Below are 22,711 nucleotides of genomic sequence, written 5' to 3' on the forward strand. Positions count from 1 at the left end.
CTTATTATTTAGCAGCAGTTTTACCAGCTTTTCTTCTAATTTGTTCTCCCACAAAGCGAATACCTTTTCCTTTGTATGGCTCTACTTTTCTTAGTGACTTAATTTTTGCAGATATCTGACCAACTAGTTGTTTATCGATACCTTCAACAGTCACTTTTGGATTCTTTCCTTTTTCTGTCTCTGCAGAAACCTTGATTTCTTCAGGAACAGCGAAATAAATACTGTGCGAGTATCCAAGGTTTAGTTCCAAAACGTTGTTCTGCACAGCAGCTTTATAACCTACCCCTACAAGTTCCATCTCCTTTTTAAACCCATTACTTACTCCTTCGATCATGTTATTAACTAATGATCTGTAAAGTCCGTGTAAGGATTTATGTCTTTTTTGCTCAGTTGGACGATCTACAGTTATAACTCCATCTTCAACTTTACAAGTTATATCCGGATCTATCTGTTGAGTTAGCTCACCTTTAGGACCTTTCACATTCACTACGTTTTTATCGATAGTGACAGAAACTCCCTCGGGTAAATTAATCGGTGCTTTTCCTATCCTTGACATCTCAATTCTATTAATAGACGTAACATAAAACTTCTCCACCTACATTCTCTCGACGTGCTTCTTTATCAGAAATCACGCCTTTAGAGGTAGATAAAATTGCGATACCAAGACCATTTAGTACTCTTGGTAGGGTTTCAGCACCAGTATATTTTCTAAGACCGGGAGAACTTACTCTCTCCAGGCTAGTAATTGCTGACTGCTTTGTTTGCGGGTTGTATTTCAAGGCAATCTTGATGATTCCTTGCTTTCCATCATCCTCAAACTTGTAGTTTCTGATGAAACCCTTGCTGTGCAATACCTTAGTGATCTCCTTCTTTAAATTAGAAGCAGGCACCTCTACTACACGGTGATTCGCGCCTATGGCGTTTCGAATCCTTGTTAAATAATCTGCTATCGGGTCTGTTACCATTTCTTAAACACACTTATCCCCCTCTGAAAAAGGGGGTGCAAAAATAATAATTTATATTTTGAAACGAAAGGAAGAATTTCTTAAATCTACCAACTAGCTTTTGTTACTCCTGGTATCTTTCCTTCAGATGCCATTTCTCTAAATGTCACCCTTGAGATTCCGAATCTCCTCATGTAGCCCTTTGGTCTACCGGTAAGCTTACATCTGTTATGTAATCTCACTTTAGAAGAGTTTCTCGGAAGCTTGTCTAGTGCCTGATAATCACCAGCTTCTTTTAAAGCTGCTCTTTTTTCAGCATATCTTGCTACAAGCTTTTCTCTTTTTCTTTCTCTCGCTTTTACTGCTTCTCTAGCCATAATTTCTTAGTTCTTCTTTGAAGTAAACGGCATTCCAAGAGATCTTAATAATTCAAGACTCTCCTCATCAGTCTGTGCAGTTGTCACAAACGTGATGTCCATACCTGTAATTTTGTTTACTTTATCGATACTGATTTCAGGGAAGATAATTTGTTCCTGCACACCTAATGTGTAGTTACCTCTTCCATCAAATCCTTTTTCTCTAATTCCTTTGAAGTCTCTTACTCGTGGCAATGCTACTGTTACCAGTCGATCAAGGAATTCATACATTTTATCACCTCTCAAGGTAACCTTAGCTCCAATAGGCATTCCCTCTCTAAGCTTAAAGTTTGAGACTGATTTCTTTGCGATGGTAGGAACTGCTTTTTGACCAGTGATCATTGTAAGCTCTTCTACTCCTACATCTACCAACTTCTTGTCAGAGACTGCAGCACCAATACCTTTATTGATAGCAATCTTAGTAAGCTTCGGTACCTGCATTACGGATTTGTACTCAAACTTTTCTTTCAAGTGTGCGACAATCTCCTTGCTATATTTTTCTTTTAATCTAGGACTAGCCATTAGTGATAAATTCTCCTGATTTTTTTGAATATCTCTGCAGCTTACCATCTGCATTTTTCTTTCTACCTACTCGTGATGCATCTCCTGAAGATGGATCAATTACCATTAGGTTGCTAAGATGAATACCAGCTTCTGTTTGCTGAATTCCGCCTTCCGGATTGGTAGCAGAAGGTTTTACATGTTTAGTAACCATGTTTGCTCCTTCAACAACGGCTCTATACTTAGCAGTATCCACTTCAAGTACTTTACCGGTCTTTCCTTTGTCATTACCGGCAGTGATCTTAACAGTGTCGCCTTTTCTTATATGAAATTTTACTTTGCTCATTATTAAAGTACTTCTGGTGCTAATGATACAATCTTCATGAATTGCTTCTCTCTAAGCTCTCTTGCTACAGGACCAAAGATCCTTGTACCTCTCGGCTCGTCGTTAGCAGTAAGTAAAACAGCTGCATTATCCTCAAAGCGGATATAGCTTCCATCTTTTCTTCGTACTTCTTTCTTCGTACGAACTACTACTGCTCTTGAAACAGTTCCTTTTTTTAAACTACTTGATGAAAGTGCATGCTTAACAGTCACAATCACTTTGTCACCAACAGAAGCATATCGCTTCTTAGTGCCACCAAGCACACGGATAACTAGCACTTCTTTAGCGCCGCTATTGTCCGCAACCGATAATCTTGACTCCTGCTGTACCATTATTTTGCTCTTTCAATAATTTCTACCAACCTCCATCTTTTGCTTTTACTCATAGGACGAGTTTCCATTACTTTCACGGTATCACCGATATTGCAATCATTCTTCTCGTCGTGAGCTGTGAGCTTAGTGGTTTTTCTCACAAACTTTCCGTAGATCGGATGTTTTACTTTACGTTCAACAGCTACAGTGATGCTTTTCTGCATTTTATTGCTCACCACTTGTCCGATTCTTTCTTTTCTTAAATTTCTTTCCATTACTGAAAATTATTTGCTTGCTTCAGCAACTTGATTTAATTCCTTGGCCTTAATTTCTGTCTGAATTCTTGCGACCAATTTTCTATTTTCTCGAATTTTCATTGGATTTTCAATTGGAGTAATGCTATGCGCAAACTTGAGCTTAGCATAATTCTCTTTTTCTACCGCAAGCTTATTTTTCAGCTCGTCCAGACTTAATCCTCTTAGTTCAGAATTTTTCATTACTCTGGCTTATAATCTTTTGCTAATGTAAATTTCGTAGAGATTGGAAGTTTCTGAGCCGCCAATCTTAAAGCTTCCTTCGCCAATTCGATATCAACTCCAGCAGCTTCGAAAAGAACAGTCCCAGGCTTTACAGTTGCCACCCAATATTCAGGTGCTCCTTTTCCTTTTCCCATCCTCACTTCAGCTGGCTTCTTAGTCACAGGCTTGTCTGGAAAGATTCGGATCCACACTTGACCTTCTCTTTTCATAGCTCTGGTCATTGCAATCCTGGCAGCCTCTATCTGACGGCTGGTAATCCATCCCGGCTCCATGGCCTTGATTCCAAAAGTTCCGAATGCAAGTCTATGCCCACGTTGAGCAAGACCCTTCACTCGGCCTTTTTGCATTTTTCTAAATTTCGTTCGTTTTGGCTGTAACATGCTTTACAAAACTTTACTTTCTTCTTCTGTTTTCTCTTCTTCTTCTATTCGAAGCTCCTCCAGGTGCGTTATTTCCACCACCTGCTTGTCCTACGTTCGGCGAAAGATCTCTCTTACCGAAAACTTCTCCTTTGAATATCCATACCTTGATACCAATCTTTCCATAGATTGTATGAGCTTCAGTAATTGCATAATCAATATCAGCTCTCAAAGTATGTAGAGGAATTCTTCCCTCTTTATATTGCTCACTCCGTGCCATTTCTGCACCACCCAATCGTCCAGAGCATTTGATTTTAATTCCCTGAGCTCCAACTCGCATCGAAGAAGCAATTGATTGCTTCATAGCTCGACGGAAAGAGATTCTAGCCTGAAGTTGTTGAGCAATAGACTCACCAACCAACTTAGCATCTAACTCAGGTCTTTTAATCTCGAATATGTTAATCTGAAGATCTTTGCCAGTAAGGTTTTTCAACTCTTCCTTGATCTTATCAACTTCAGACCCACCCTTACCAATTACAACACCCGGACGAGCAGTGTGAACTGTAAGCGTAATTCTTTTAAGTGTTCGTTCGATCACTATTTTAGATATACCACCTTTAGGCATACGAGCAGCGATGTACTTTCGTATTTTGTTGTCTTCAACAATCTTATCAGCATAGGACTTGCTATCAAACCAGGCAGAATCCCACCCCTTAATAACTCCTAATCTAAATCCAACTGGGTTTACTTTTTGTCCCATTACTTGTTGCTTTCTTTAGTTTCGTTTGTATCCTGATTGTGATTATCGATTACGATAGTCACATGATTTGATCTTTTTCTGATTCTGTGAGCTCGTCCTTGTGGGGCAGGTCTTAAACGCTTAAGCATTCTTGCACTATCCACATAGATTTCTTTCACATACAAATCAGCTTCTTCGATGCTAATGTCTTCGTTTTGCATTTGCCAATCTGCAATTGCCGTTAGAAGAAGCTTTTCAAGCGTATTTGATGCGTGATGCGCATCAAATCGAAGAATGTTAAGAGCAATATTGGCACGCTCACCTCTTATCATGTCTGCCACTAATCTCATCTTTCGAGGAGAAGTAGGAACATTTTTAAGTGAAGACTTTACCGCACCGAGTTTTCCTTTGTTCTCTTCACGGAATTTCTTGTCAGCTTCTTTCTGAAGTCTGATTCGTACTGATTTCTTTAATTTCTTTTCAGCTTCCATTGGTGCTCTTATCTTTTACCTTTATCCTTCTTAGCGATGTGACCTCTAAAGTTTCTAGTCGGTGCAAATTCGCCAAGTTTATGTCCTACCATATTTTCAGTTACGAAAACAGGGATGAATTTATTTCCGTTGTGAACAGCGAAAGTGTGTCCTACAAAATCCGGAGATATCATTGATCTTCTTGACCATGTTTTGATCACAGACTTCTTACCAGAGTCATTCATAGCATCGACTTTTTTCTCAAGTCGGAAGTCTATATAAGGTCCTTTCTTTAATGATCTTGACATTATTTCCTTCGTTTAACTATCTGCTTATCAGAATATTTATTTGGTCGACGGGTTTTCATACCCTTCGTGTACTGACCATTTCTAGATCTTGGATGACCTCCAGAAGATCTACCTTCTCCACCACCCATTGGGTGATCGACGGGGTTCATAGCCACACCTCTTACTCTTGGTCGCTTACCTAACCATCTGTTTCTACCTGCTTTACCCAATCTGACACTCATGTGATCAGAATTAGATACAGTTCCCACAGTAGCAAGACACGTATTAAGTACCATTCTCATTTCACCTGAAGGAAGCTTCACCGTAGAATACTTGCCTTCACGCGCTACCAACTGCACATAAGTACCTGCACTTCGCGCCATCACACCACCTTTTCCAGGCTTCAACTCGATGTTGTGAATAATTGTACCCAGAGGAATTTCTGAGAGGAAAAGGGTATTTCCTACTTCAGGTGCAACTCCTTTACCTGAATTGACAACCGTTCCTACCTCTAGGCCAGCTGGCGCTATAATGTATCTTTTTTCACCGTCAGCGTAGTAAAGCAATGCAATTCTTGCAGATCTGTTTGGATCGTATTCAATTGCCTTTACTGTTGCAGGTATTCCGTGTTTATCTCTTTTGAAGTCGATTAGTCTAAGCTTACGCTTGTGACCACCGCCAACATTTCTCACGGTCATTCTACCCTGATTATTTCTTCCACCATTTCTTTTTGATGTAGCTACTAACGACCGCTCTGGAGTAGTCTTAGTAATATCATCAAAGACAGGAGCCATTCTATATCTCTGTCCTGGTGTAGTTGGTTTAAGTTTTTTTACAGCCATCTCTGTTTATTATATTCCGCTATAAAAATCGATTATATCACCCTCAGCTACTTGCACAATTGCTTTCTTATAAGCTGGGGTTCTTCCTTCGATGACTCTTGACTTGGTATATCTTCTTTTCGAATTACCAGGTTGAATCATTGTATTTACAGATTCTACAGTAACACCGTAAGTCTTTTCAACTTCAGTCTTAATCTGAACCTTGTTAGCATTTTTAGCAACAACGAATCCGTATTTACCATGCTCATTTAGAGCGGATACTTTTTCGGTTACTAGTGGTTTTATTAAAACTCCCATCTTAGTTCAATCTCGCTTTAAGTTGCTCAAGTGTTCCTTCACAAATGATCAGACGCTCAGCGTTAATCAAATCGTAAGTGTTTACTTCGTCAACAGTTGAAACATGTGTTTTCTTAAGATTTCTGGAAGACAAGAAAACGTTTTTGCTTTCGCTTGATACAAGTACCAATGATTTCTTATCAGATGCAGAAAGGTTATTAAGAATGCTGATGAATTCTTTAGTCTTTGGAGTTTCGAAATTGAAATCCTCCAATATTTGAATAGCTTTTTCCTTAGCTCTTGAAGAAAGAACCGATTTTCTTGCTAATTTCTTTACTTTCTTATTCAGTTTAAATCCGTAATCCCTTGGTTGAGGACCAAAAAATGTTCCACCACCTCTCATAATTCCAGACTTAACACTCCCGGCTCTGGCTGTACCAGTACCTTTTTGTTTCTTAATCTTACGAGTAGAAGCGGTGATCTCACCTTTATCTTTCGTCTTTGCAGTACCTTGTCGCTGATTAGCCAGGTAATTTTTTACATCAAGGTAAACCGCATGCTCATTTGGCTCAATGCCAAAGACACTCTTATCAAGGTTGATTTCTCGACCTGTTTCCTCTCCTTTAATATTTAATACAGCTACCTTCATGATTACTTCTCAAGTATTACGAATGAATTTTTAGCTCCTGGAATAGCACCCGAAATAAGTACCAAATTTTTCTCAGGATATACTTTCAAAACTCTAAGGTTTAAAACTTTTACTCTATCTCCACCAGTTCTGCCACCCATCTTCAAGCCTTTAAAAACTCTTGAAGGGAAAGATGCAGCACCAATAGATCCTGGAGCTCTTAGCCTGTTATGTTGACCGTGGGTTGCCTGTCCTACACCGCCAAATCCATGTCTCTTAACAACTCCCTGAAAACCTTTTCCTTTAGATGTACCAATAGCATCTACATAATCTTGCTCATTGAATACATCTTCTATTTTAATTTCATTTCCAAGCTTAACTTTATCTTCAAACTCTTCTCTGAAATCTCTAAATTCAACCACCTTTTGCTTAGGAGTAGTCTTTGCCTTAGCAAAATGACCCTGAAGCGCTTTAGGTGTATTTTTTTCCTTCCGCTCACCATATGCCAACTGCACAGCTTTATATCCGTCTGTCTCTTCGTTCTTAACTTGAGTCACGACGCAAGGACCAGCTTCAACAAGAGTACAAGCGATGCTTTTACCATTCTCGTCAAAGACATTTGTCATTCCTACTTTCCTTCCTATTAAACCAGGCATTTTCTACTCGTTTATATCTTTTAATCACCCTCTCAGGCAAACTTTTCGTGAAAAGGACTGCAAAGATAGCAAATCCACATGCCGAACAAAAAAATTGTTCGGTTATTTTTTAGACAAAAAAAGAACCAATCGATATGGACCAATTGGTTCTCTCAGACGGTTTAAAACCGCATTATACTTTTATCTCAACGTCTACTCCACTTGGAAGCTCCAGCTTCATAAGCGCATCAACTGTTTTTGCACTATTGCTGTAGATATCTACCAGTCTTTTATAGGTGCAAAGCTGAAATTGTTCTCTTGCTTTTTTATTCACATGAGGTGATTTCAACACAGTAAATTTTTCTTTAACTGTCGGAAGAGGGATTGGCCCACTTACAACTGCTCCAGTAGTCTTTACTGCTCGAACAATTTTCTCAGAAGACTTGTCAACCAAGTTATGGTCGTAAGACTTAAGTTTTATTCTAATTTTTTGGTTCATCTTCTAAACTTTTAAACGTTGGCTGTGCCTTTCACATCTGCAATAATTCCTTCAGCGATATTCTTAGGCACCTGATCGTAGTGGGAGAACGTCAATGAAGCAGTTGCTCGACCTGAACTATTTGTTCTTAGGTCAGTCACATATCCAAATAGTTCTGATAGAGGAACGTCTGCTTTAATAACAGCTGAAGTACCTCTTGTATCCATTCCCTTCATCATACCTCTTCGCTTATTTAAATCTCCAGTAATTGTTCCTGTGTACTCATCCGGAGTAACAACTTCAACTGCCATAATTGGCTCAAGTATTACAGGACCACATTTTGAGGCCGCAGACTTAAACCCTGAACGAGCAGCTAATTCGAACGATAGTGAATCTGAATCAACATCGTGGAATGAGCCGTGGTATAATCTTACCTTCATAGTATCCACTGGATACCCAGCTAAAGGCCCATTAACCATTGCTTGCTCAAAGCCTTTTTGAATCGCAGGAATAAACTCTTTTGGAATTACTCCTCCAACAATTTCATTGACAAATTGCAGGCCATCTTGTTCGTGATCTTCGTCTTTTGGACCTATCTCAAATACGATATCAGCAAATTTACCTCGACCACCAGACTGTTTCTTATAAACCTCTTTGTGTTCTATAGAAGTGGTAATTGCTTCTTTGTATGCTACCTGAGGAGCTCCCTGGTTGATTTCAACCTTAAACTCTCTCTTCAATCGGTCAATGATAATATCTAAGTGAAGTTCACCCATACCTTTCAAGATAGTCTGACCAGTTTCATGGTTAGTCTCAACTTGTAAGGTTGGATCCTCCTCTATTAGCTTGCCAATTGCAATACCTAACTTATCAACATCCGCCTGAGTTTTAGGCTCAATTGCATATCCGATAACAGGATCAGGGAATACCATTGACTCAAGAACGATTTTCGCTTTCTCGTTACACAGAGTGTCTCCCGTTTTAATGTCTTTAAATCCTACAACTGCCCCAATATCACCGCAATGAAGTTTATCAATTTGATTTTGCTTATTGGCGTGCATCTGAAAAATTCGTGAAATACGCTCTTTTTTGCTAGTTCTTGTATTATATATATAAGAACCGGATTCAAGCGTTCCTGAATATGATCTTACAAAACATAGACGCCCAACGAATGGATCTGTTGCGATTTTAAATGCCAATGCAGAGAATGGCTCATCACTTGAAGGTTTTCTTGTAGTCGGTTCTTCAGTATCTGGATTTGTGCCAGTAATACTATCTCTATCCAATGGTGAAGGAAGTAACTCCATCACATAATTCAATAGCGTCTGAACACCTTTATTTTTGAACGCTGAACCACAAAGCATTGGCACAAAAGCCAAGTCAATCGTTGCTGCTCTTAGAGCAGCAACGATTTCATCTCTTGTAATACTAGCAGGATCTTCGAAGTATTTCTCCATCAAGTTCTCATCGTATTCTGCTACTGATTCAACAAGATGTTCTCTATACTCATCTACTTCTTCCTGCATGTCAGCAGGAATATCAATTTCTTCAAAAGTCATTCCCATATCCTCTTCATTCCAGATATAGGCTTTATTCTCAACCAGGTCAACAACACCTTTAAAATTATCTTCAGCTCCGATAGGCAATTGAAGAGGTACTGCTTTCGTTCCAAGCATTTCTTTTACTTGCTTGCAAACTTTCAAGAAGTCAGCTCCAGAACGATCCATTTTGTTGACGAATCCGATTCTTGCTACTTTGTAGTTATCAGCAAGTCTCCAGTTAGTCTCTGACTGTGGTTCTACTCCATCAACAGCACTAAACAAGAATACCAATCCATCTAGTACACGTAATGACCTGTTTACTTCAACAGTAAAATCAACGTGTCCAGGAGTATCAATAATATTGATGTGATAATCCTCATCTTTGTACTTCCAGAATACGGTAGTTGCAGCAGACGTAATTGTAATACCTCTTTCTTGCTCCTGCTCCATCCAGTCCATTGTAGCGCCTCCATCATGTACTTCACCAATTTTATGGTTGATACCTGCATAATAAAGTATACGCTCAGTGGTTGTTGTTTTTCCGGCATCAATGTGAGCAGCGATACCGATATTTCTTGTAAGTCTTAAGTCTCTTGCCATTTTGGTTCTTAGAATCTGAAGTGTGAGAATGCTTTATTAGCTTCAGCCATTCTGTGCATATCATCCTTTTTCTTCACAGAGGCTCCTTCACCTTTTGATGCAGCAATAATTTCATTTGCAAGACGATCTTCCATGGTTTTTTCACCTCTTAGCCTTGCATACTTGATCATCCATTTGATGCCGAGTGATATTTTTCGTTCTGGACGAACTTCTATAGGTACCTGGAAGTTTGCGCCTCCAACTCTTCTTGCCTTAACCTCAACAGAAGGCATAATGTTACTTAGTGCCGACTTCCAGGTTTCAAGACCGTTTTCACCTGTTTTTTCTTCTACTTGATTAATTGCTCCGTAAAAGATTTTGTAAGAGAGACTCTTTTTACCATCTAACATTAGATTGTTTACAAACTTGGTAACGAGAGTATCCTGATAAATTGGATCAGGAAGGATGTATCTCTTTTTTGGTTTTGCTTTTCTCATTTCTCCTGCAAATTATTTTTTAGGTCGCTTAGCGCCGTATTTAGATCTTCTTTGTAGACGTCCATTTACACCAGCGGTATCCAATGCACCTCTAATGATGTGATATCTTACACCTGGTAAATCTTTTACTCTACCTCCTCTGATAAGCACAATTGAGTGCTCTTGAAGGTTGTGACCTTCTCCTGGAATGTAAGCATTAACTTCTTTTCCATTGGTAAGTCTTACCCTTGCCACTTTCCTCATTGCTGAGTTTGGCTTTTTAGGAGTGGTTGTATACACACGTGTACACACCCCTCTTCTCTGTGGACATGAATCCAATGCTGGGGATTTAGACTTTGAAGTCAGCTTTTTTCTACCCTTCCTTACTAATTGTTGTATAGTTGGCATACGCTATAATTTCTAATCGTCCCAAAATTTGGGAACGCAAAGATAGATATATTGAGATTATATCAAAAAGTTAAAAGATTAAATAAATGGAAATGTTTTAAATATGAGTTTAGATGTTCTTTAAGCCTCTCCTACAGTACCTCCAAAGTTCATTGGGAACTTTGGCATATCATCGGCTTGCTTAATCTCACCGAAGGTGTCCTCATATTTTTGAATATTCTCCTTAAGAGCTCCAAGTAAACGTTTGGCATGCTCTGGTGTAATCACAATTCTTGATTTCACCTTGGCTTTCGGAACTCCAGGCATCAGACGGATAAAGTCGATAACAAATTCACTACTTGAGTGAGCAATCATTGCCAGATTGGCATAGACGCCCTCGGCAGTTTCCTCCGAGAGCTCTATGTTAATCTGATTATTATTTGGATTTTTTGTTTCTACTTTTTTATTCTGATCGTCGCTCATAATCGTTTAGGCTTCTTCAACCTCTTTTGATTCGAACTCTTCTTTAGAAGAAACCAGTTTCTCGTATTCCTCCTGAGAGTTTACGATGTATTTCTGGTGCTTTCTAATTCCTGTACCTGCTGGAATCAAGTGACCAACAATTACATTTTCTTTCAGACCTATCAAAGTATCCGCTTTACCCTTTATCGAGGCTTCACTCAATACTTTTGTTGTCTCCTGGAATGACGCAGCAGATATAAAACTTTCTGTTCCAAGTGACGCCTGAGTAATTCCCTGAAGCGTTGGCTTGCCAGTTGCAGGTTCTGCATCCCGTGTAACCATCGGCTTAAGGTCTCTTCGTTTCAAGCTAGAAACTTCATCTCTAAGGCTTCTCGCATCAATGATCTGTCCAGCTTTATAATTCGAAGAATCTCCAGGTTCAACAACAACCTTCTTATCAAGGATAATGTCATTTTCCTCCATGAAGGCAAATCGATCTGCTAATTGATTTGTCAAGAAGCTTGTATCTCCAGGATTCTCGATTACCACTTTCTGCATCATTTGACGAACGATCGCCTCAATGTGCTTATCATTGATCTTTACCCCTTGCAATCGGTATACTTCCTGAATTTCATTCACTAAGTATTCCTGCACAGCAGTTGGTCCCTTGATTTTTAGAATATCAGCTGGAGTAATGGCGCCATCAGATAGCGCATCACCTGCACGTACATAATCATTATCTTGAACCAAAATATGCTTAGAAAGAGGCACCATGTAACGTTTCTTGATTCCATCTTTTGATTCGATGTAAATCTCTCTGTTTCCACGTTTGATACCACCGTATTCAACAACACCATCAATCTCACTAACAACTGCTGGGTTTGACGGATTTCTTGCCTCGAATAATTCTGTTACTCGTGGAAGACCTCCTGTAATATCTCTTGATTTACCAGTTTTTCTTGGAATCTTCGCAAGAACTTGACCTGGCTTAATCTTAGCACCTTGATCAATCGCTAGGTGAGCACCAACTGGTATGTTGTATGCTTTTTGTGTCTCTCCATCCTTATCAACGATCTCAATAGCTGGGTTCTTAGTCTTATCTTTCGTATCGATAATAACTTTTTCTCTGTGCCCAGTCTGCTCATCCGATTCTTCTTTGAATGTAATACCTTCAATGATTGAATCAAAAGAAGCTGTTCCATCAAATTCAGACATAATAACAGCATTGTATGGATCCCAGTAGCAAAGCTCATCACCTTTAGATACTTTTCCACCATCTTTCACCTTCAGGATAGCACCGTATGGTACATGGTTGGTGATCAATACTTTTTCCTTCTTAGCGTCCAAGATTTTGATCTCTCCTGAACGTCCCATTACTACCTCGATCTTGTTGCCTTCATCATCAGTAGACTTTACCGTTCTCAGCTCATCAAATTCAATGACCCCATCAAACTTCGCTTTTATATTTGCATCTACCGCAATGTTTGATGCTGTACCCCCTACGTGGAATGTTCTCAACGTAAGCTGTGTACCTGGCTCACCAATTGACTGTGCTGCAATTACACCAACAGCCTCGCCAATATGTGACATTCTACCGGTTGAAAGGTTTCTACCGTAGCATTTAGCACATACTCCTTGACGAGTTTCACAAGTTAATACTGATCTAATTTCAACTTCTTCTATACTCGACTGATCAATGTAATCAGCAATTTCCTCAGTAAACTCAGCACCAGATTCAATCACTAATTCTTCCGTGATTGGATCGTAGATATCATGAACAGATACTCGGCCCAAGATTCTCTCGGAAAGCGCCTCTACTACTTCTTCATTGTCTTTCAATGCAGAAACAGAAAGCCCTCTTAGTGTACCACAATCATCTTCATTGATTACGACATCCTGAGCTACATCTACAAGACGTCTAGTCAGGTATCCAGCATCGGCCGTTTTCAAGGCTGTATCTGCAAGACCTTTTCTAGCACCGTGAGTAGAGATAAAGTACTCGATTACATCCAGACCTTCTTTGAAGTTAGAAAGAATCGGGTTTTCAATAATCTCACCAACAGATCCTTGAAGGTTTTTCTGTGGCTTAGCCATCAATCCTCTCATACCACCAAGCTGACGAATCTGCTCTCTAGATCCCCTTGCACCTGAGTGCATCATCATATAGATCGAGTTGAAGCCTTGATCATCCTCTTCCATCTGCTTCATCAGAGAGTTAGTCAACATCGTGTTGGTTCTTGTCCAGATATCGATAACCTGATTGTAACGCTCATTGTCAGTGATCAGACCCATAAGGTAGTTTTGCCATACAGCATCTACCTCTTCTTTCGCCTGCTCAACCAATTTTTCTTTCTCTGCTGGTACGTTGATGTTATCAAGTCCCATTGAAAGACCTCCTTTGTAAGCCATTTGGAAACCAAGAGACTTAATATCATCAAGGAAGTGTGCGGTCCTAGCCATACCCACAATCTTGAATACATTGGAGATAATCTTCTGTAGTTTTTTCTTAGTTAGAAGTTCATCAACAAAACCAACTTCCTCAGGAACAGACTCATTAAATAATACTCTTCCTGCTACAGTTTCAATAATTTTTGTTTCCAGCTCACCTTTTTCATTTCGAACTTTAGTTCGAACCTTGATGTAAGCGTGCTGAGAAATTTGCTTTTCATTAAGGGCAATAATTACTTCTTCATGAGAGTAGAATATTTTCCCTTCTCCAGCAACTTTTTCCTTATCGGTACTTCTTCTTCCTTTAGTAATGTAATAAAGTCCCAATACCATATCCTGAGATGGTACCGCAATCGGTGCTCCATTCGCAGGGTTAAGGATATTGTGAGAAGAAAGCATCAATAAAGAAGCTTCCAATATTGCTTCATGCCCTAGTGGTACGTGAACAGCCATTTGGTCACCATCGAAATCGGCGTTGAATGCTGTACATGCTAGCGGGTGAAGCTGAATCGCTTTTCCTTCAATAAGTTTTGGTTGGAAAGCTTGAATACCTAATCTGTGCAATGTAGGTGCCCTGTTAAGTAATACAGGGTGTCCTTTCAATACGTTTTCAAGGATATCCCAAACGACTGGATCTTTTCGATCTACAATTTTCTTTGCAGATTTTACAGTCTTCACGATTCCTCGTTCAATCAGCTTTCTGATAATGAATGGCTTGAATAACTCTGCTGCCATATTCTTTGGCAACCCACACTCATGCATTTTCAATTCAGGACCTACCACGATTACAGATCGACCAGAATAGTCAACCCTTTTACCAAGTAGGTTTTGACGGAATCGACCTTGCTTACCTTTAAGCATATCACTCAAAGATTTAAGCGCTCTGTTTCCATCTGATCTTACTGCATTTACTTTTCTTGAGTTATCAAAAAGTGAATCCACTGCTTCCTGAAGCATTCTCTTCTCATTTCTAAGAATTACTTCCGGAGCTTTAATGTCTATAAGTCTCTTAAGACGATTATTTCTGATGATTACTCTTCTGTAAAGATCATTCAAATCAGAAGTAGCAAATCGACCGCCATCCAATGGAACCAATGGTCGTAATTCTGGCGGAATTACCGGTACCATTTTTACGATCATCCATTCAGGCTTATTCTCAATACGCGTTTTTGCATCTCTGAATGCCTCTACCACTCTGAGTCTCTTAAGAGCTTCTGCTTTTCTTTGCTGAGAAGTATCGGTTGCAGCCTGATGTCTTAGTTCAAAAGACAATTCATCAAGCTTGGTTCTTGCCAATAGCATTTCCAATGCATCCGCACCCATCTTAGCAATGAATTTATTCGGATCATCGTCATCAAGTAATTGATTCTCTCGTGGAAGTTTATCCAGAATATCTAAGTATTCTTCTTCAGTTAAGAAATCAAGTCTTGTAATGCCATCTTCTTCTTTTACACCAGGCTGAATTACGATGTATCGCTCGTAATAAATAATCTGGTCTAATTTTTTAGTTGGAACACCAAGTAGGTATCCAATTTTGTTTGGCAAAGATTTGAAGTACCAAATGTGAGCAACAGGAACAACCAATTCAATATGGCCCATTCGCTCTCTTCGTACTTTTTTCTCCGTCACTTCAACACCACATCTATCACAGATGATGCCTTTGTATCGAATTCTTTTATATTTTCCACAGTGACATTCCCAATCTTTTACTGGACCGAAAATTCGCTCACAGAAAAGGCCACCCATCTCAGGCTTATAAGTCCTGTAGTTGATGGTTTCAGGCTGGGTTACTTCACCATGTGAGCTTTCCAAGATTGATTCTGGAGAGGCAAGGCTTATGGTAACCTTAGAGAAGTCGTTGTGAATTTTTTTGTTTTTTCTGAACGCCATGTTTGTATATCAATAAAGTCCCCTGACGCAGTGGTCAGGGAAATGATTGTCAATAATTAATTAGTCCAAAGTAATTTCAAGAGCCAATCCTCTCAATTCATGTATTAATACATTGAATGATTCTGGAATGTTAGGCTTATTCATGTTCTCGCCTTTGACGATCGCTTCATAAGCTTTTGCTCTACCAATTACATCATCAGATTTAATAGTAAGGATTTCCTGTAGAACATTGGCAGCACCAAATGCCTCAAGAGCCCAAACCTCCATCTCACCGAAACGCTGACCTCCAAACTGAGCCTTACCACCAAGCGGTTGCTGAGTAATGAGAGAGTATGGGCCAATACTTCGTGCGTGCATCTTATCGTCAACTAAGTGACCGAGTTTAAGCATGTAAATCACACCAACAGTAACCGGCTGATCAAAACGTTCACCAGTTAAACCATCATATAAGTATGTTCTACCAAAATCTGGAAGACCTGCTTCTTTAAGCTCATTTTGAACTTCTTCCTCAGTTGCCCCATCAAAAATTGGAGTTGCATATTTTCTTCCAAGCTTCAAACCAGCCCATCCGAGAACAGTCTCATAAATCTGACCAATATTCATCCTCGATGGTACACCTAGCGGGTTCAATACGATATCCACTGGAGTTCCGTCTTCCATGAATGGCATATCCTCTTCACGAACAATCTTAGCAACCACACCTTTGTTTCCGTGGCGTCCCGCCATTTTATCTCCAACTTGCAGCTTACGCTTTTTAGCAACATAAACTTTTGCTAGTTGTACAATTCCAGCCGGTAGTTCATCACCTACTTCTAAAGTGAATCTTTCTCTTTTGAAGTGGCCTGAAATATCATTTCTATAACCCATGTAATTTTTAACAAGCTTAAATACAAGCTCATTAGTTTTTTCATCGGTCACCCAGTTTTCTATAATTAAGTCAGAAATTAAGTTCGCCTCTTCTGGAACGTTATAATTACTTTCATCTCTGTACTTATTCTTTGGAGGGAATAAGTTCGCTTCAATATTCTTTCTGCTGAACTTAACTCCTTTACTCATTACCTCTTCACCAAACTTATGCTTGATTCCCTGACATGTTTTGCCATCTAGAAGTTGAGCGATCTTTTCAATCATTGTAGCCCTAGCTTCAGTAAGTTGCTGACTGTACCTGTTCTTAAGTAACTCAACTTCTTTCTTAGCTCTAGCTCTTACATCTTTGTCCTTTTTAGGTCTTGAGAAGAGTTTTGTATCAATTACTACTCCTTTCAGAGATGGGGAAGCTTTCAATGAAGCATCTTTCACATCACCCGCTTTATCACCGAAGATTGCTCTTAATAGCTTTTCTTCAGGAGTAGGATCAGATTCTCCTTTTGGAGTGATTTTACCAATAAGGATATCTCCCTCCTTGATCTCAGCACCCGTTCTAATGATTCCATTTTCATCCAGGTTTTTAACTGCCTCTTCTGAAACGTTTGGAATTTCACTGGTTAACTCTTCCTCACCACGCTTCGTATCTCTTACTTCGAGTTCGAATTCATCAATGTGAATTGAAGTGAAGATATCTTCTCTTACTACTCTTTCTGAGATTACAATTGCATCCTCAAAGTTGTATCCTTGCCACGGCATAAAGGCAACTTGCATATTAATTCCCAATGCTAGCTCACCTTTCTCAGTAGCAAATCCATCACATAATGCTTGTCCTTTCTTAACCTTATCTCCTTTTTGAACGATAGGCTTTAGGTTAATGCATGTATCCTGATTAGTTCTTCTGAACTTAACCAGATCATAGGTCATTATGTCATCATCAAAGGATATGATTTTTTGCTCATCAGACAGGTCGTATCGAACGGTAATTTTATTAGAATCTACGTATTCGATCAAACCATCGCCTTCTGCACGAATCAATGCTCTTGAATCAAGTGCCACTCTTTCTTCAAGGCCTGTACCAACGATTGGAGCCTGGGGTCTCATCAAAGGAACGGCTTGACGCTGCATGTTTGATCCCATCAATGCTCTGTTCGCATCATCATGCTCCAAGAATGGAATCATCGACGCTGCAACGGACACAATTTGGTTTGGTGCAACATCCATATAACTAACTTCATCTTCACTACAAAGTGGGAAGTCACCTTCGAATCTTGCTTTGATCTTATCATTCAAGAATTTGCCCTTATCAGATAATGGGGCATTTGCTTGAGCGATGTTGTGTGTATCTTCTTCTTCTGCCGTTAGGTATTTAACATTCCCTGACATATCCACAGTACCTTTCCCAACCTCTCTATATGGCGTTTCAATGAATCCCATTTGGTTCACTTTCGCATGAACACATAGCGAAGAAATCAAACCAATGTTTGGTCCCTCCGGAGTTTCAATGGTACAAAGTCTACCATAGTGAGTGTAGTGAACATCTCGAACCTCAAATCCCGCTCTTTCTCTTGAAAGACCTCCAGGTCCAAGCGCAGACATTCTTCTTTTATGAGTAACCTCAGCGAGTGGATTCGTTTGATCCATAAACTGAGATAACTGGTTTGTACCAAAGAATGAATTGATTACAGAAGATAAAGTTCTTGCGTTGATCAAATCAACCGGCTTGAAATCTTCATTGTCTCTAACGTTCATTCTCTCACGAATGGTTCTTGCCATTCTTGCAAGCCCAACTCCGAATTGAGAATAAAGCTGCTCACCTACAGTTCTTACTCGTCTATTACTCAAGTGGTCAATATCATCAACCACAGCTTTACTATTTATTAAGCCAATCAAGTACTTAACGATTAGGATAATATCTTCAGTGGAGAGAACTCTTCTATCCCAATCAGTATCGATACCTAATTTTTTATTAATTCTGTATCGTCCTACTTCACCAAGGTCATATCTCTTATCAGAGAAGAATAAGCTTGTGATAATGTCTCTTGCAGTTTGTTCATCAGGAGCCTCCGTATTTCTCAACTGACGATAAATCTGCTCAACTGCTTCTTTTTCAGAATTTGAATTGTCTTTCTGAAGTGTGTTATAGACGATTGAATACTCTGCGATATTCACGTCTTTTCTGTGAACGATAATCGATTTTGAGCCGGAATCAATGATGGTTTGAATATCATCTTCCGTGATCATACTATCACGCTCTAATACAACTTCATTTCTATCAATAGAAACTACTTCTCCAGTATCTTCATCCACGAAATCTTCCGTCCAGGTTCTGAGAACCCTTGCCGCAAGTCTTCGATCAATAACCTTCTTAAGGTCTTTTTCAGTGGCTTCTATTTCCTCTGAAAGACCAAATAGGTCTAGAATTTCTTTATCAGAGCCATATCCAATAGATCGCAATAGAGTTGTGATAGGAAACTTCTTCTTACGATCGATGTATGCATACATTACGTTGTTTACGTCCGTAGCAAACTCAATCCATGATCCTTTAAATGGGATAATTCTGGCACTATAAAGAAGTGTACCGTTGGTGTGCTTACTTTGTGCAAAGAATACCCCTGGAGATCTGTGTAATTGAGATACGATTACACGCTCAGCTCCATTTATAACGAATGAGCCTTTTTCAGTCATGTAAGGAATATTCCCTAAGAATACTTCCTGCTCAATTGTTTCAAAATCTTCATTTTCTTCGTCATTACAGAGAAGACGAAGTTTTGCTTTTAGTGGTACAGAATATGTTAATCCTCTTTCGATGCATTCTTGGATGCTGTATTTTGGAGGATCTACTGTATAGTCCACAAATTCTAATACGAAATTCTCTCTGGAATCCGTAATAGGAAAGTTTTCCATGAACACCTTATAAAGGCCTTCACCTTCTTTGTGCTCAGCAGGTGTGTCAAGCTGGAAAAAATCAACAAATGACTTTAATTGTACATCCAGAAAATCCGGATAATCAATAACTGATTTTATTGAAGAGAAATTGATTCTCGTGTTATTGTTGTTAGCCAAAGCTTACGGAGTTTTAGTTTATAAATTTTTGAAAAAGAACGTTTAGCATCATATACAAACAGGAAAAGACCCTGACGATTTGTTGTCAGGGCCTAATGCCTTTGTATTATTGTGCTAATTACTTTAATTCTACTTCAGCACCAGCTTCCTCAAGCTGCTTTTTCAATGCTTCAGCTTCGTCCTTAGCGATACCTTCTTTTACTGCTTTAGGAGCTCCATCAACAAGCTCTTTCGCTTCTTTCAGGCCTAGTCCAGTAAGTTCTTTCACCAACTTAACGATAGCAAGTTTTGCACCGCCTGGAGATTTAAGGATAACGTCAAATGAAGACTTCTCTTCAGCTCCACCAGCAGCATCACCGCCAGCACCTCCAGCAACCATTACTGGTCCTGCAGCTGCAGCAGGCTCTATGCCATACTCGTCTTTAAGGATATTAGCTAGTTCGTTTACCTCTTTAACTGAAAGGTTAACTAATTGCTCTGCAAATTCTTTTAAATCCGCCATTTTATTAAGTGTTAATTCTGTTTAAAAATTTTTAATTCTCTCTTTCTGAAAGTGTTTTAACAATACCAGCAAGCTTATGTTCCCCACTCTGTAGAAGAGTAAGTACATTCTTAGCAGGCGATTGCAATAACGTGATGACCTCTCCAACAAGCTCTTGTTTAGATTTCAAGCTAGCAAGTGCTCCTAGTTGGTCTTCACCAATGAATAAATCCGAGTCTATGGAAGCAGCCTTGAATTTCGGTCTATCTTTAGAATCCTCTTTCTTGAATTCCTTAATGATCTTTGCAGGAGCGTTCGCAGTTTCATTTACGAACATAATTCCTGAAGTACCTTTCAACACTTCAACTAAAGATGAAAAGTCTCCTTCAATATTCTCTAGAGCTTTCTTGATAAGCGTGTTTTTAACAAGCTTGTATTCAACTCCTTTATTGAAGCACATTTCTCTGAACTTGTTGATCTCAGCTACAGAGAGACCAGAAGTATCAGCAATATAGAAATGATCTGTTTCCTTTAACTTTTCAGTAAGGTCACTTATTAATTGTGCTTTGTCTTGTCGTGTCATAACTATTTTGTGCTTGCTATGCTACTTTTATCAATTGGTATTCCACTACTCATTGTACTTGAGAGAGTGATCGACCTGAAGTATGCTCCTTTCGCAGAAGCAGGCTTCAACTTTGATATTGTTTGGATCATTTCCAATGCATTTTCTTTGATCTTATCTGCTTCGAAAGATACTTTTCCAACGCTCGTATGGATGATTCCAAACTTATCAACCTTAAAGTCGATTTTACCAGCTTTTACTTCTTTTACTGCCTGTCCAATGTCCATAGTAACTGTACCAGACTTTGGATTTGGCATTAAACCTCTTGGTCCTAGAACCCTTCCGAGTTTACCTACTTGTGCCATCACTGTTGGCATAGTGATAATTACGTCAATATCTGTCCATCCACCTTCAATCTTCTTAACATAATCATCTAACCCTACGTGATCTGCACCAGCATCTTTTGCTTCTTGCTCTTTATCAGGCGTGCATAGCACCAAAACTCTCACATCTTTACCTACTCCATGAGGTAGAGATACTACTCCACGAACCATTTGGTCAGCTTTCTTTGGATCAACACCCAATCGGATATCGATATCTACTGATGCATCAAACTTACTGAAGGTAATTTCCTTCACCAGCTTAGACGCTTCTTCCAAAGAATACTCTTTACCAACTTCTAAAAGTTCCTGAGCTTTCTTTTGATTTTTTGTAAGCTTTCCCATTACCAAATATTAATTTGCCCAAGGGGCTTTACCTGAAATTTTCACACCCATGCTTCGCGCTGAACCGGCCACCACTCTCATAGCAGACTCAATATTGAACGCATTCAAATCCTGCATTTTGGTTTCGGCGATTGTTTTCACCTGATCCCAAGTCACAGATCCTACTTTCACACGGTTCGGCTCGGAAGATCCTTTTTTCAACTTAGCTGCTTCCATTATAAGGGATGCAGCAGGAGGTGTCTTAATTACAAAATCAAAAGACTTGTCAGCATATATAGTAACAACAACCGGAAGAAGCTGTCCTGGCTTATCCTGAGTTCTTGCGTTAAACTGCTTACAGAAGTCCATGATATTCAGACCTTTAGCTCCAAGCGCAGGTCCAACTGGTGGTGACGGATTAGCCGCACCTCCACGAATCTGTAATTTCAAATAGCCTGTTATTTCTTTAGCCATTTCTACCTAATTAATCTTCTTTTTCTACCTGTATATAATTCAATTCGACAGGTGTATTTCTGCCAAAAATCTTAACCGTAACATTAAGCTTCTTACGATCCTCAAAAACCTCCTCTACTGTACCCGTGAAGCCACTAAAGGGACCGTCCATCACTTTCACGCTTTCACCCACAATGAATGGGGTGTCAAGCTTCTCTTCATATTCCTCCACCTCATCAACTTTACCGAGAATTCTATTCACCTCAGCTTGTCTCAAAGGGATTGGATCTTTTGTAGTGCTACTTCCTGTTGATCCTAAGAAGCCGATCACATTAGGAATTAGCTCTTTATTCGTAACCAGGTGTTGTACTTCACCATTGGAGAAGTCAGCTTGGATCAATACATATCCTGGAAAGAAATTTCTTTCTCTAACTCTTTTTTTACCGTTTCGCATCTCGTATACTTTTTCCGAAGGAATAAGTACCTGAGGGATATAATCAGCCAATTCTTGACGAGCTACTTCGTTTTCAATAGCTTCTTTGACCTTTCTCTCCTTGCCGCTTACGGCTCTTACTACGTACCACTTATGCTCCATGTCTACCCCGTACGTATTATAGTTCCTGATAAATAAATTCCATCAAATTTTCGAAGGCATAGTCTATTGCTCCTATCATAAGAGCAAAAATCAGTGATGCGACCAAAACCAGAATGGCGCTATTTTGCAAATCACCATACTTTGGCCATGACACTTTGTGCGACAACTCATCGTATGATTCTTTGAAAAATGTGATAACTTTAGACATAATTTTCCTTCATTTTAAAAGCACGGGAGGAGGGACTCGAACCCCCAACCAACGGTTTTGGAGACCGCTACTCTACCAATTGAGCTACACCCGTAAAAAACAAGCAGTCCCAAAAGGACTGCAAATTTAGAGTAATCAGTTTGTATAAACAAATCCCGTAAGACAATCGCTTACGGGATAACTAT

Annotated in this window: 29 protein-coding genes and 1 tRNA gene; all 30 read right to left on the minus strand. The window is 39.4% G+C overall.

The window, feature by feature from the left end:
• Positions 1–4 precede the first annotated feature (4 nt).
• The 30 genes from rplF to ACOMC3_RS13520 all read right to left on the minus strand — a co-directional run bounded on the left by rplF (position 5) and on the right by ACOMC3_RS13520 (position 22,620).
• Complete coding sequence (gene rplF / locus ACOMC3_RS13375) at positions 5–556, minus strand: 50S ribosomal protein L6 (RefSeq protein WP_420316393.1); 552 nt, start codon at positions 554–556, stop codon at positions 5–7.
• A 10-nt stretch (positions 557–566) separates the two neighbouring features.
• A complete protein-coding gene (gene rpsH, locus ACOMC3_RS13380) occupies positions 567–965 on the minus strand; it encodes a 30S ribosomal protein S8 (RefSeq protein WP_420316394.1) in 399 nt (132 codons plus the stop codon).
• 86 nt (positions 966–1,051) lie between these two features.
• Positions 1,052–1,321: a 30S ribosomal protein S14 gene (gene rpsN, locus ACOMC3_RS13385; RefSeq protein WP_420316395.1), complete on the minus strand. Its 270-nt coding sequence runs from the start codon at positions 1,319–1,321 to the stop codon at positions 1,052–1,054.
• A gap of 6 nt (positions 1,322–1,327) precedes the next feature.
• Entirely contained in the window at positions 1,328–1,882 is a 555-nt protein-coding gene (gene rplE, locus ACOMC3_RS13390) for a 50S ribosomal protein L5 (protein WP_420316396.1), read from the minus strand.
• Positions 1,875–2,207, minus strand: coding sequence for a 50S ribosomal protein L24 (gene rplX / locus ACOMC3_RS13395; RefSeq protein ID WP_420316397.1), 333 nt, complete (start codon positions 2,205–2,207; stop codon positions 1,875–1,877). The genes rplE and rplX overlap by 8 nt, the downstream gene beginning before the upstream one ends.
• Positions 2,208–2,209: 2 nt before the next feature.
• Positions 2,210–2,578, minus strand: coding sequence for a 50S ribosomal protein L14 (gene rplN / locus ACOMC3_RS13400; protein ID WP_089356808.1), 369 nt, complete (start codon positions 2,576–2,578; stop codon positions 2,210–2,212).
• Positions 2,578–2,832 (minus strand): 30S ribosomal protein S17, encoded by a 255-nt coding sequence (gene rpsQ, locus ACOMC3_RS13405; protein WP_089356807.1) that lies wholly within the window; start codon positions 2,830–2,832, stop codon positions 2,578–2,580. The genes rplN and rpsQ overlap by 1 nt, the downstream gene beginning before the upstream one ends.
• A gap of 9 nt (positions 2,833–2,841) precedes the next feature.
• On the minus strand, positions 2,842–3,054 hold the full coding sequence (gene rpmC / locus ACOMC3_RS13410) for a 50S ribosomal protein L29 (RefSeq protein ID WP_420316398.1): 213 nt from the start codon (positions 3,052–3,054) through the stop codon (positions 2,842–2,844).
• The gene (gene rplP / locus ACOMC3_RS13415) at positions 3,054–3,476 is read right to left on the minus strand and encodes a 50S ribosomal protein L16 (RefSeq protein ID WP_348280430.1); all 423 of its coding nucleotides are present in this window, start codon (positions 3,474–3,476) and stop codon (positions 3,054–3,056) included. The genes rpmC and rplP overlap by 1 nt, the downstream gene beginning before the upstream one ends.
• A gap of 13 nt (positions 3,477–3,489) precedes the next feature.
• Positions 3,490–4,215, minus strand: coding sequence for a 30S ribosomal protein S3 (rpsC, locus tag ACOMC3_RS13420; protein ID WP_420316399.1), 726 nt, complete (start codon positions 4,213–4,215; stop codon positions 3,490–3,492).
• Positions 4,215–4,685, minus strand: coding sequence for a 50S ribosomal protein L22 (gene rplV, locus ACOMC3_RS13425; RefSeq protein ID WP_420316400.1), 471 nt, complete (start codon positions 4,683–4,685; stop codon positions 4,215–4,217). The genes rpsC and rplV overlap by 1 nt, the downstream gene beginning before the upstream one ends.
• A gap of 8 nt (positions 4,686–4,693) precedes the next feature.
• Entirely contained in the window at positions 4,694–4,972 is a 279-nt protein-coding gene (gene rpsS / locus ACOMC3_RS13430) for a 30S ribosomal protein S19 (RefSeq protein ID WP_350217600.1), read from the minus strand.
• Positions 4,972–5,793, minus strand: coding sequence for a 50S ribosomal protein L2 (gene rplB / locus ACOMC3_RS13435; RefSeq protein WP_420316401.1), 822 nt, complete (start codon positions 5,791–5,793; stop codon positions 4,972–4,974). The genes rpsS and rplB overlap by 1 nt, the downstream gene beginning before the upstream one ends.
• A gap of 9 nt (positions 5,794–5,802) precedes the next feature.
• Entirely contained in the window at positions 5,803–6,090 is a 288-nt protein-coding gene (gene rplW, locus ACOMC3_RS13440) for a 50S ribosomal protein L23 (RefSeq protein WP_420316402.1), read from the minus strand.
• Position 6,091: 1 nt separating this feature from the next.
• On the minus strand, positions 6,092–6,718 hold the full coding sequence (rplD, locus tag ACOMC3_RS13445; RefSeq protein WP_420316403.1) for a 50S ribosomal protein L4: 627 nt from the start codon (positions 6,716–6,718) through the stop codon (positions 6,092–6,094).
• 2 nt (positions 6,719–6,720) lie between these two features.
• Positions 6,721–7,353: a 50S ribosomal protein L3 gene (gene rplC / locus ACOMC3_RS13450; protein ID WP_420316404.1), complete on the minus strand. Its 633-nt coding sequence runs from the start codon at positions 7,351–7,353 to the stop codon at positions 6,721–6,723.
• Between the two features lie 172 nt (positions 7,354–7,525).
• Complete coding sequence (gene rpsJ, locus ACOMC3_RS13455; protein WP_089356797.1) at positions 7,526–7,831, minus strand: 30S ribosomal protein S10; 306 nt, start codon at positions 7,829–7,831, stop codon at positions 7,526–7,528.
• Positions 7,832–7,842: 11 nt separating this feature from the next.
• Positions 7,843–9,951 carry an elongation factor G gene (fusA, locus tag ACOMC3_RS13460; RefSeq protein ID WP_420316405.1) on the minus strand — a complete coding sequence of 703 codons (2,109 nt, stop codon included), beginning with the start codon at positions 9,949–9,951 and terminating at the stop codon, positions 7,843–7,845.
• Between the two features lie 8 nt (positions 9,952–9,959).
• Entirely contained in the window at positions 9,960–10,427 is a 468-nt protein-coding gene (gene rpsG, locus ACOMC3_RS13465; RefSeq protein ID WP_420316406.1) for a 30S ribosomal protein S7, read from the minus strand.
• Between the two features lie 12 nt (positions 10,428–10,439).
• Positions 10,440–10,814: a 30S ribosomal protein S12 gene (gene rpsL / locus ACOMC3_RS13470; protein ID WP_089356794.1), complete on the minus strand. Its 375-nt coding sequence runs from the start codon at positions 10,812–10,814 to the stop codon at positions 10,440–10,442.
• Between the two features lie 120 nt (positions 10,815–10,934).
• The gene (locus ACOMC3_RS13475) at positions 10,935–11,276 is read right to left on the minus strand and encodes a DUF3467 domain-containing protein (RefSeq protein ID WP_420316407.1); all 342 of its coding nucleotides are present in this window, start codon (positions 11,274–11,276) and stop codon (positions 10,935–10,937) included.
• Between the two features lie 6 nt (positions 11,277–11,282).
• On the minus strand, positions 11,283–15,593 hold the full coding sequence (gene rpoC, locus ACOMC3_RS13480) for a DNA-directed RNA polymerase subunit beta' (RefSeq protein ID WP_420316408.1): 4,311 nt from the start codon (positions 15,591–15,593) through the stop codon (positions 11,283–11,285).
• A 60-nt stretch (positions 15,594–15,653) separates the two neighbouring features.
• Complete coding sequence (gene rpoB, locus ACOMC3_RS13485) at positions 15,654–19,523, minus strand: DNA-directed RNA polymerase subunit beta (RefSeq protein ID WP_420316409.1); 3,870 nt, start codon at positions 19,521–19,523, stop codon at positions 15,654–15,656.
• 118 nt (positions 19,524–19,641) lie between these two features.
• On the minus strand, positions 19,642–20,025 hold the full coding sequence (gene rplL / locus ACOMC3_RS13490) for a 50S ribosomal protein L7/L12 (RefSeq protein WP_420316410.1): 384 nt from the start codon (positions 20,023–20,025) through the stop codon (positions 19,642–19,644).
• A 31-nt stretch (positions 20,026–20,056) separates the two neighbouring features.
• Positions 20,057–20,587, minus strand: coding sequence for a 50S ribosomal protein L10 (gene rplJ / locus ACOMC3_RS13495; RefSeq protein WP_420316411.1), 531 nt, complete (start codon positions 20,585–20,587; stop codon positions 20,057–20,059).
• Positions 20,588–20,589: 2 nt separating this feature from the next.
• Positions 20,590–21,291: a 50S ribosomal protein L1 gene (gene rplA / locus ACOMC3_RS13500; RefSeq protein WP_420316412.1), complete on the minus strand. Its 702-nt coding sequence runs from the start codon at positions 21,289–21,291 to the stop codon at positions 20,590–20,592.
• 9 nt (positions 21,292–21,300) lie between these two features.
• Positions 21,301–21,744, minus strand: coding sequence for a 50S ribosomal protein L11 (rplK, locus tag ACOMC3_RS13505; RefSeq protein ID WP_420316413.1), 444 nt, complete (start codon positions 21,742–21,744; stop codon positions 21,301–21,303).
• A 10-nt stretch (positions 21,745–21,754) separates the two neighbouring features.
• Positions 21,755–22,318 (minus strand): transcription termination/antitermination protein NusG, encoded by a 564-nt coding sequence (nusG, locus tag ACOMC3_RS13510; protein WP_420316414.1) that lies wholly within the window; start codon positions 22,316–22,318, stop codon positions 21,755–21,757.
• Between the two features lie 16 nt (positions 22,319–22,334).
• Positions 22,335–22,526, minus strand: coding sequence for a preprotein translocase subunit SecE (gene secE, locus ACOMC3_RS13515; protein WP_420316415.1), 192 nt, complete (start codon positions 22,524–22,526; stop codon positions 22,335–22,337).
• Positions 22,527–22,547: 21 nt separating this feature from the next.
• Positions 22,548–22,620 (minus strand) — tRNA-Trp (locus ACOMC3_RS13520).
• Positions 22,621–22,711 lie beyond the last annotated feature (91 nt).

It is taken from the genome of Ekhidna sp. (assembly GCF_965212185.1).
Classification (GTDB): Bacteria; Bacteroidota; Bacteroidia; order Cytophagales; family Cyclobacteriaceae; genus Ekhidna.

Coding starts and splice junctions, on each gene's coding strand:
- rplF (WP_420316393.1), bottom strand. CDS start 556: ATGTCAAGGATAGGAAAAGCACCGATTAATTTACCCGAGGGAGTTTCT.
- rpsH (WP_420316394.1), bottom strand. CDS start 965: ATGGTAACAGACCCGATAGCAGATTATTTAACAAGGATTCGAAACGCC.
- rpsN (WP_420316395.1), bottom strand. CDS start 1,321: ATGGCTAGAGAAGCAGTAAAAGCGAGAGAAAGAAAAAGAGAAAAGCTT.
- rplE (WP_420316396.1), bottom strand. CDS start 1,882: ATGGCTAGTCCTAGATTAAAAGAAAAATATAGCAAGGAGATTGTCGCA.
- rplX (WP_420316397.1), bottom strand. CDS start 2,207: ATGAGCAAAGTAAAATTTCATATAAGAAAAGGCGACACTGTTAAGATC.
- rplN (WP_089356808.1), bottom strand. CDS start 2,578: ATGGTACAGCAGGAGTCAAGATTATCGGTTGCGGACAATAGCGGCGCT.
- rpsQ (WP_089356807.1), bottom strand. CDS start 2,832: ATGGAAAGAAATTTAAGAAAAGAAAGAATCGGACAAGTGGTGAGCAAT.
- rpmC (WP_420316398.1), bottom strand. CDS start 3,054: ATGAAAAATTCTGAACTAAGAGGATTAAGTCTGGACGAGCTGAAAAAT.
- rplP (WP_348280430.1), bottom strand. CDS start 3,476: ATGTTACAGCCAAAACGAACGAAATTTAGAAAAATGCAAAAAGGCCGA.
- rpsC (WP_420316399.1), bottom strand. CDS start 4,215: ATGGGACAAAAAGTAAACCCAGTTGGATTTAGATTAGGAGTTATTAAG.
- rplV (WP_420316400.1), bottom strand. CDS start 4,685: ATGGAAGCTGAAAAGAAATTAAAGAAATCAGTACGAATCAGACTTCAG.
- rpsS (WP_350217600.1), bottom strand. CDS start 4,972: ATGTCAAGATCATTAAAGAAAGGACCTTATATAGACTTCCGACTTGAG.
- rplB (WP_420316401.1), bottom strand. CDS start 5,793: ATGGCTGTAAAAAAACTTAAACCAACTACACCAGGACAGAGATATAGA.
- rplW (WP_420316402.1), bottom strand. CDS start 6,090: ATGGGAGTTTTAATAAAACCACTAGTAACCGAAAAAGTATCCGCTCTA.
- rplD (WP_420316403.1), bottom strand. CDS start 6,718: ATGAAGGTAGCTGTATTAAATATTAAAGGAGAGGAAACAGGTCGAGAA.
- rplC (WP_420316404.1), bottom strand. CDS start 7,353: ATGCCTGGTTTAATAGGAAGGAAAGTAGGAATGACAAATGTCTTTGAC.
- rpsJ (WP_089356797.1), bottom strand. CDS start 7,831: ATGAACCAAAAAATTAGAATAAAACTTAAGTCTTACGACCATAACTTG.
- fusA (WP_420316405.1), bottom strand. CDS start 9,951: ATGGCAAGAGACTTAAGACTTACAAGAAATATCGGTATCGCTGCTCAC.
- rpsG (WP_420316406.1), bottom strand. CDS start 10,427: ATGAGAAAAGCAAAACCAAAAAAGAGATACATCCTTCCTGATCCAATT.
- rpsL (WP_089356794.1), bottom strand. CDS start 10,814: ATGCCAACTATACAACAATTAGTAAGGAAGGGTAGAAAAAAGCTGACT.
- ACOMC3_RS13475 (WP_420316407.1), bottom strand. CDS start 11,276: ATGAGCGACGATCAGAATAAAAAAGTAGAAACAAAAAATCCAAATAAT.
- rpoC (WP_420316408.1), bottom strand. CDS start 15,593: ATGGCGTTCAGAAAAAACAAAAAAATTCACAACGACTTCTCTAAGGTT.
- rplL (WP_420316410.1), bottom strand. CDS start 20,025: ATGGCGGATTTAAAAGAATTTGCAGAGCAATTAGTTAACCTTTCAGTT.
- rplJ (WP_420316411.1), bottom strand. CDS start 20,587: ATGACACGACAAGACAAAGCACAATTAATAAGTGACCTTACTGAAAAG.
- rplA (WP_420316412.1), bottom strand. CDS start 21,291: ATGGGAAAGCTTACAAAAAATCAAAAGAAAGCTCAGGAACTTTTAGAA.
- rplK (WP_420316413.1), bottom strand. CDS start 21,744: ATGGCTAAAGAAATAACAGGCTATTTGAAATTACAGATTCGTGGAGGT.
- nusG (WP_420316414.1), bottom strand. CDS start 22,318: ATGGAGCATAAGTGGTACGTAGTAAGAGCCGTAAGCGGCAAGGAGAGA.
- secE (WP_420316415.1), bottom strand. CDS start 22,526: ATGTCTAAAGTTATCACATTTTTCAAAGAATCATACGATGAGTTGTCG.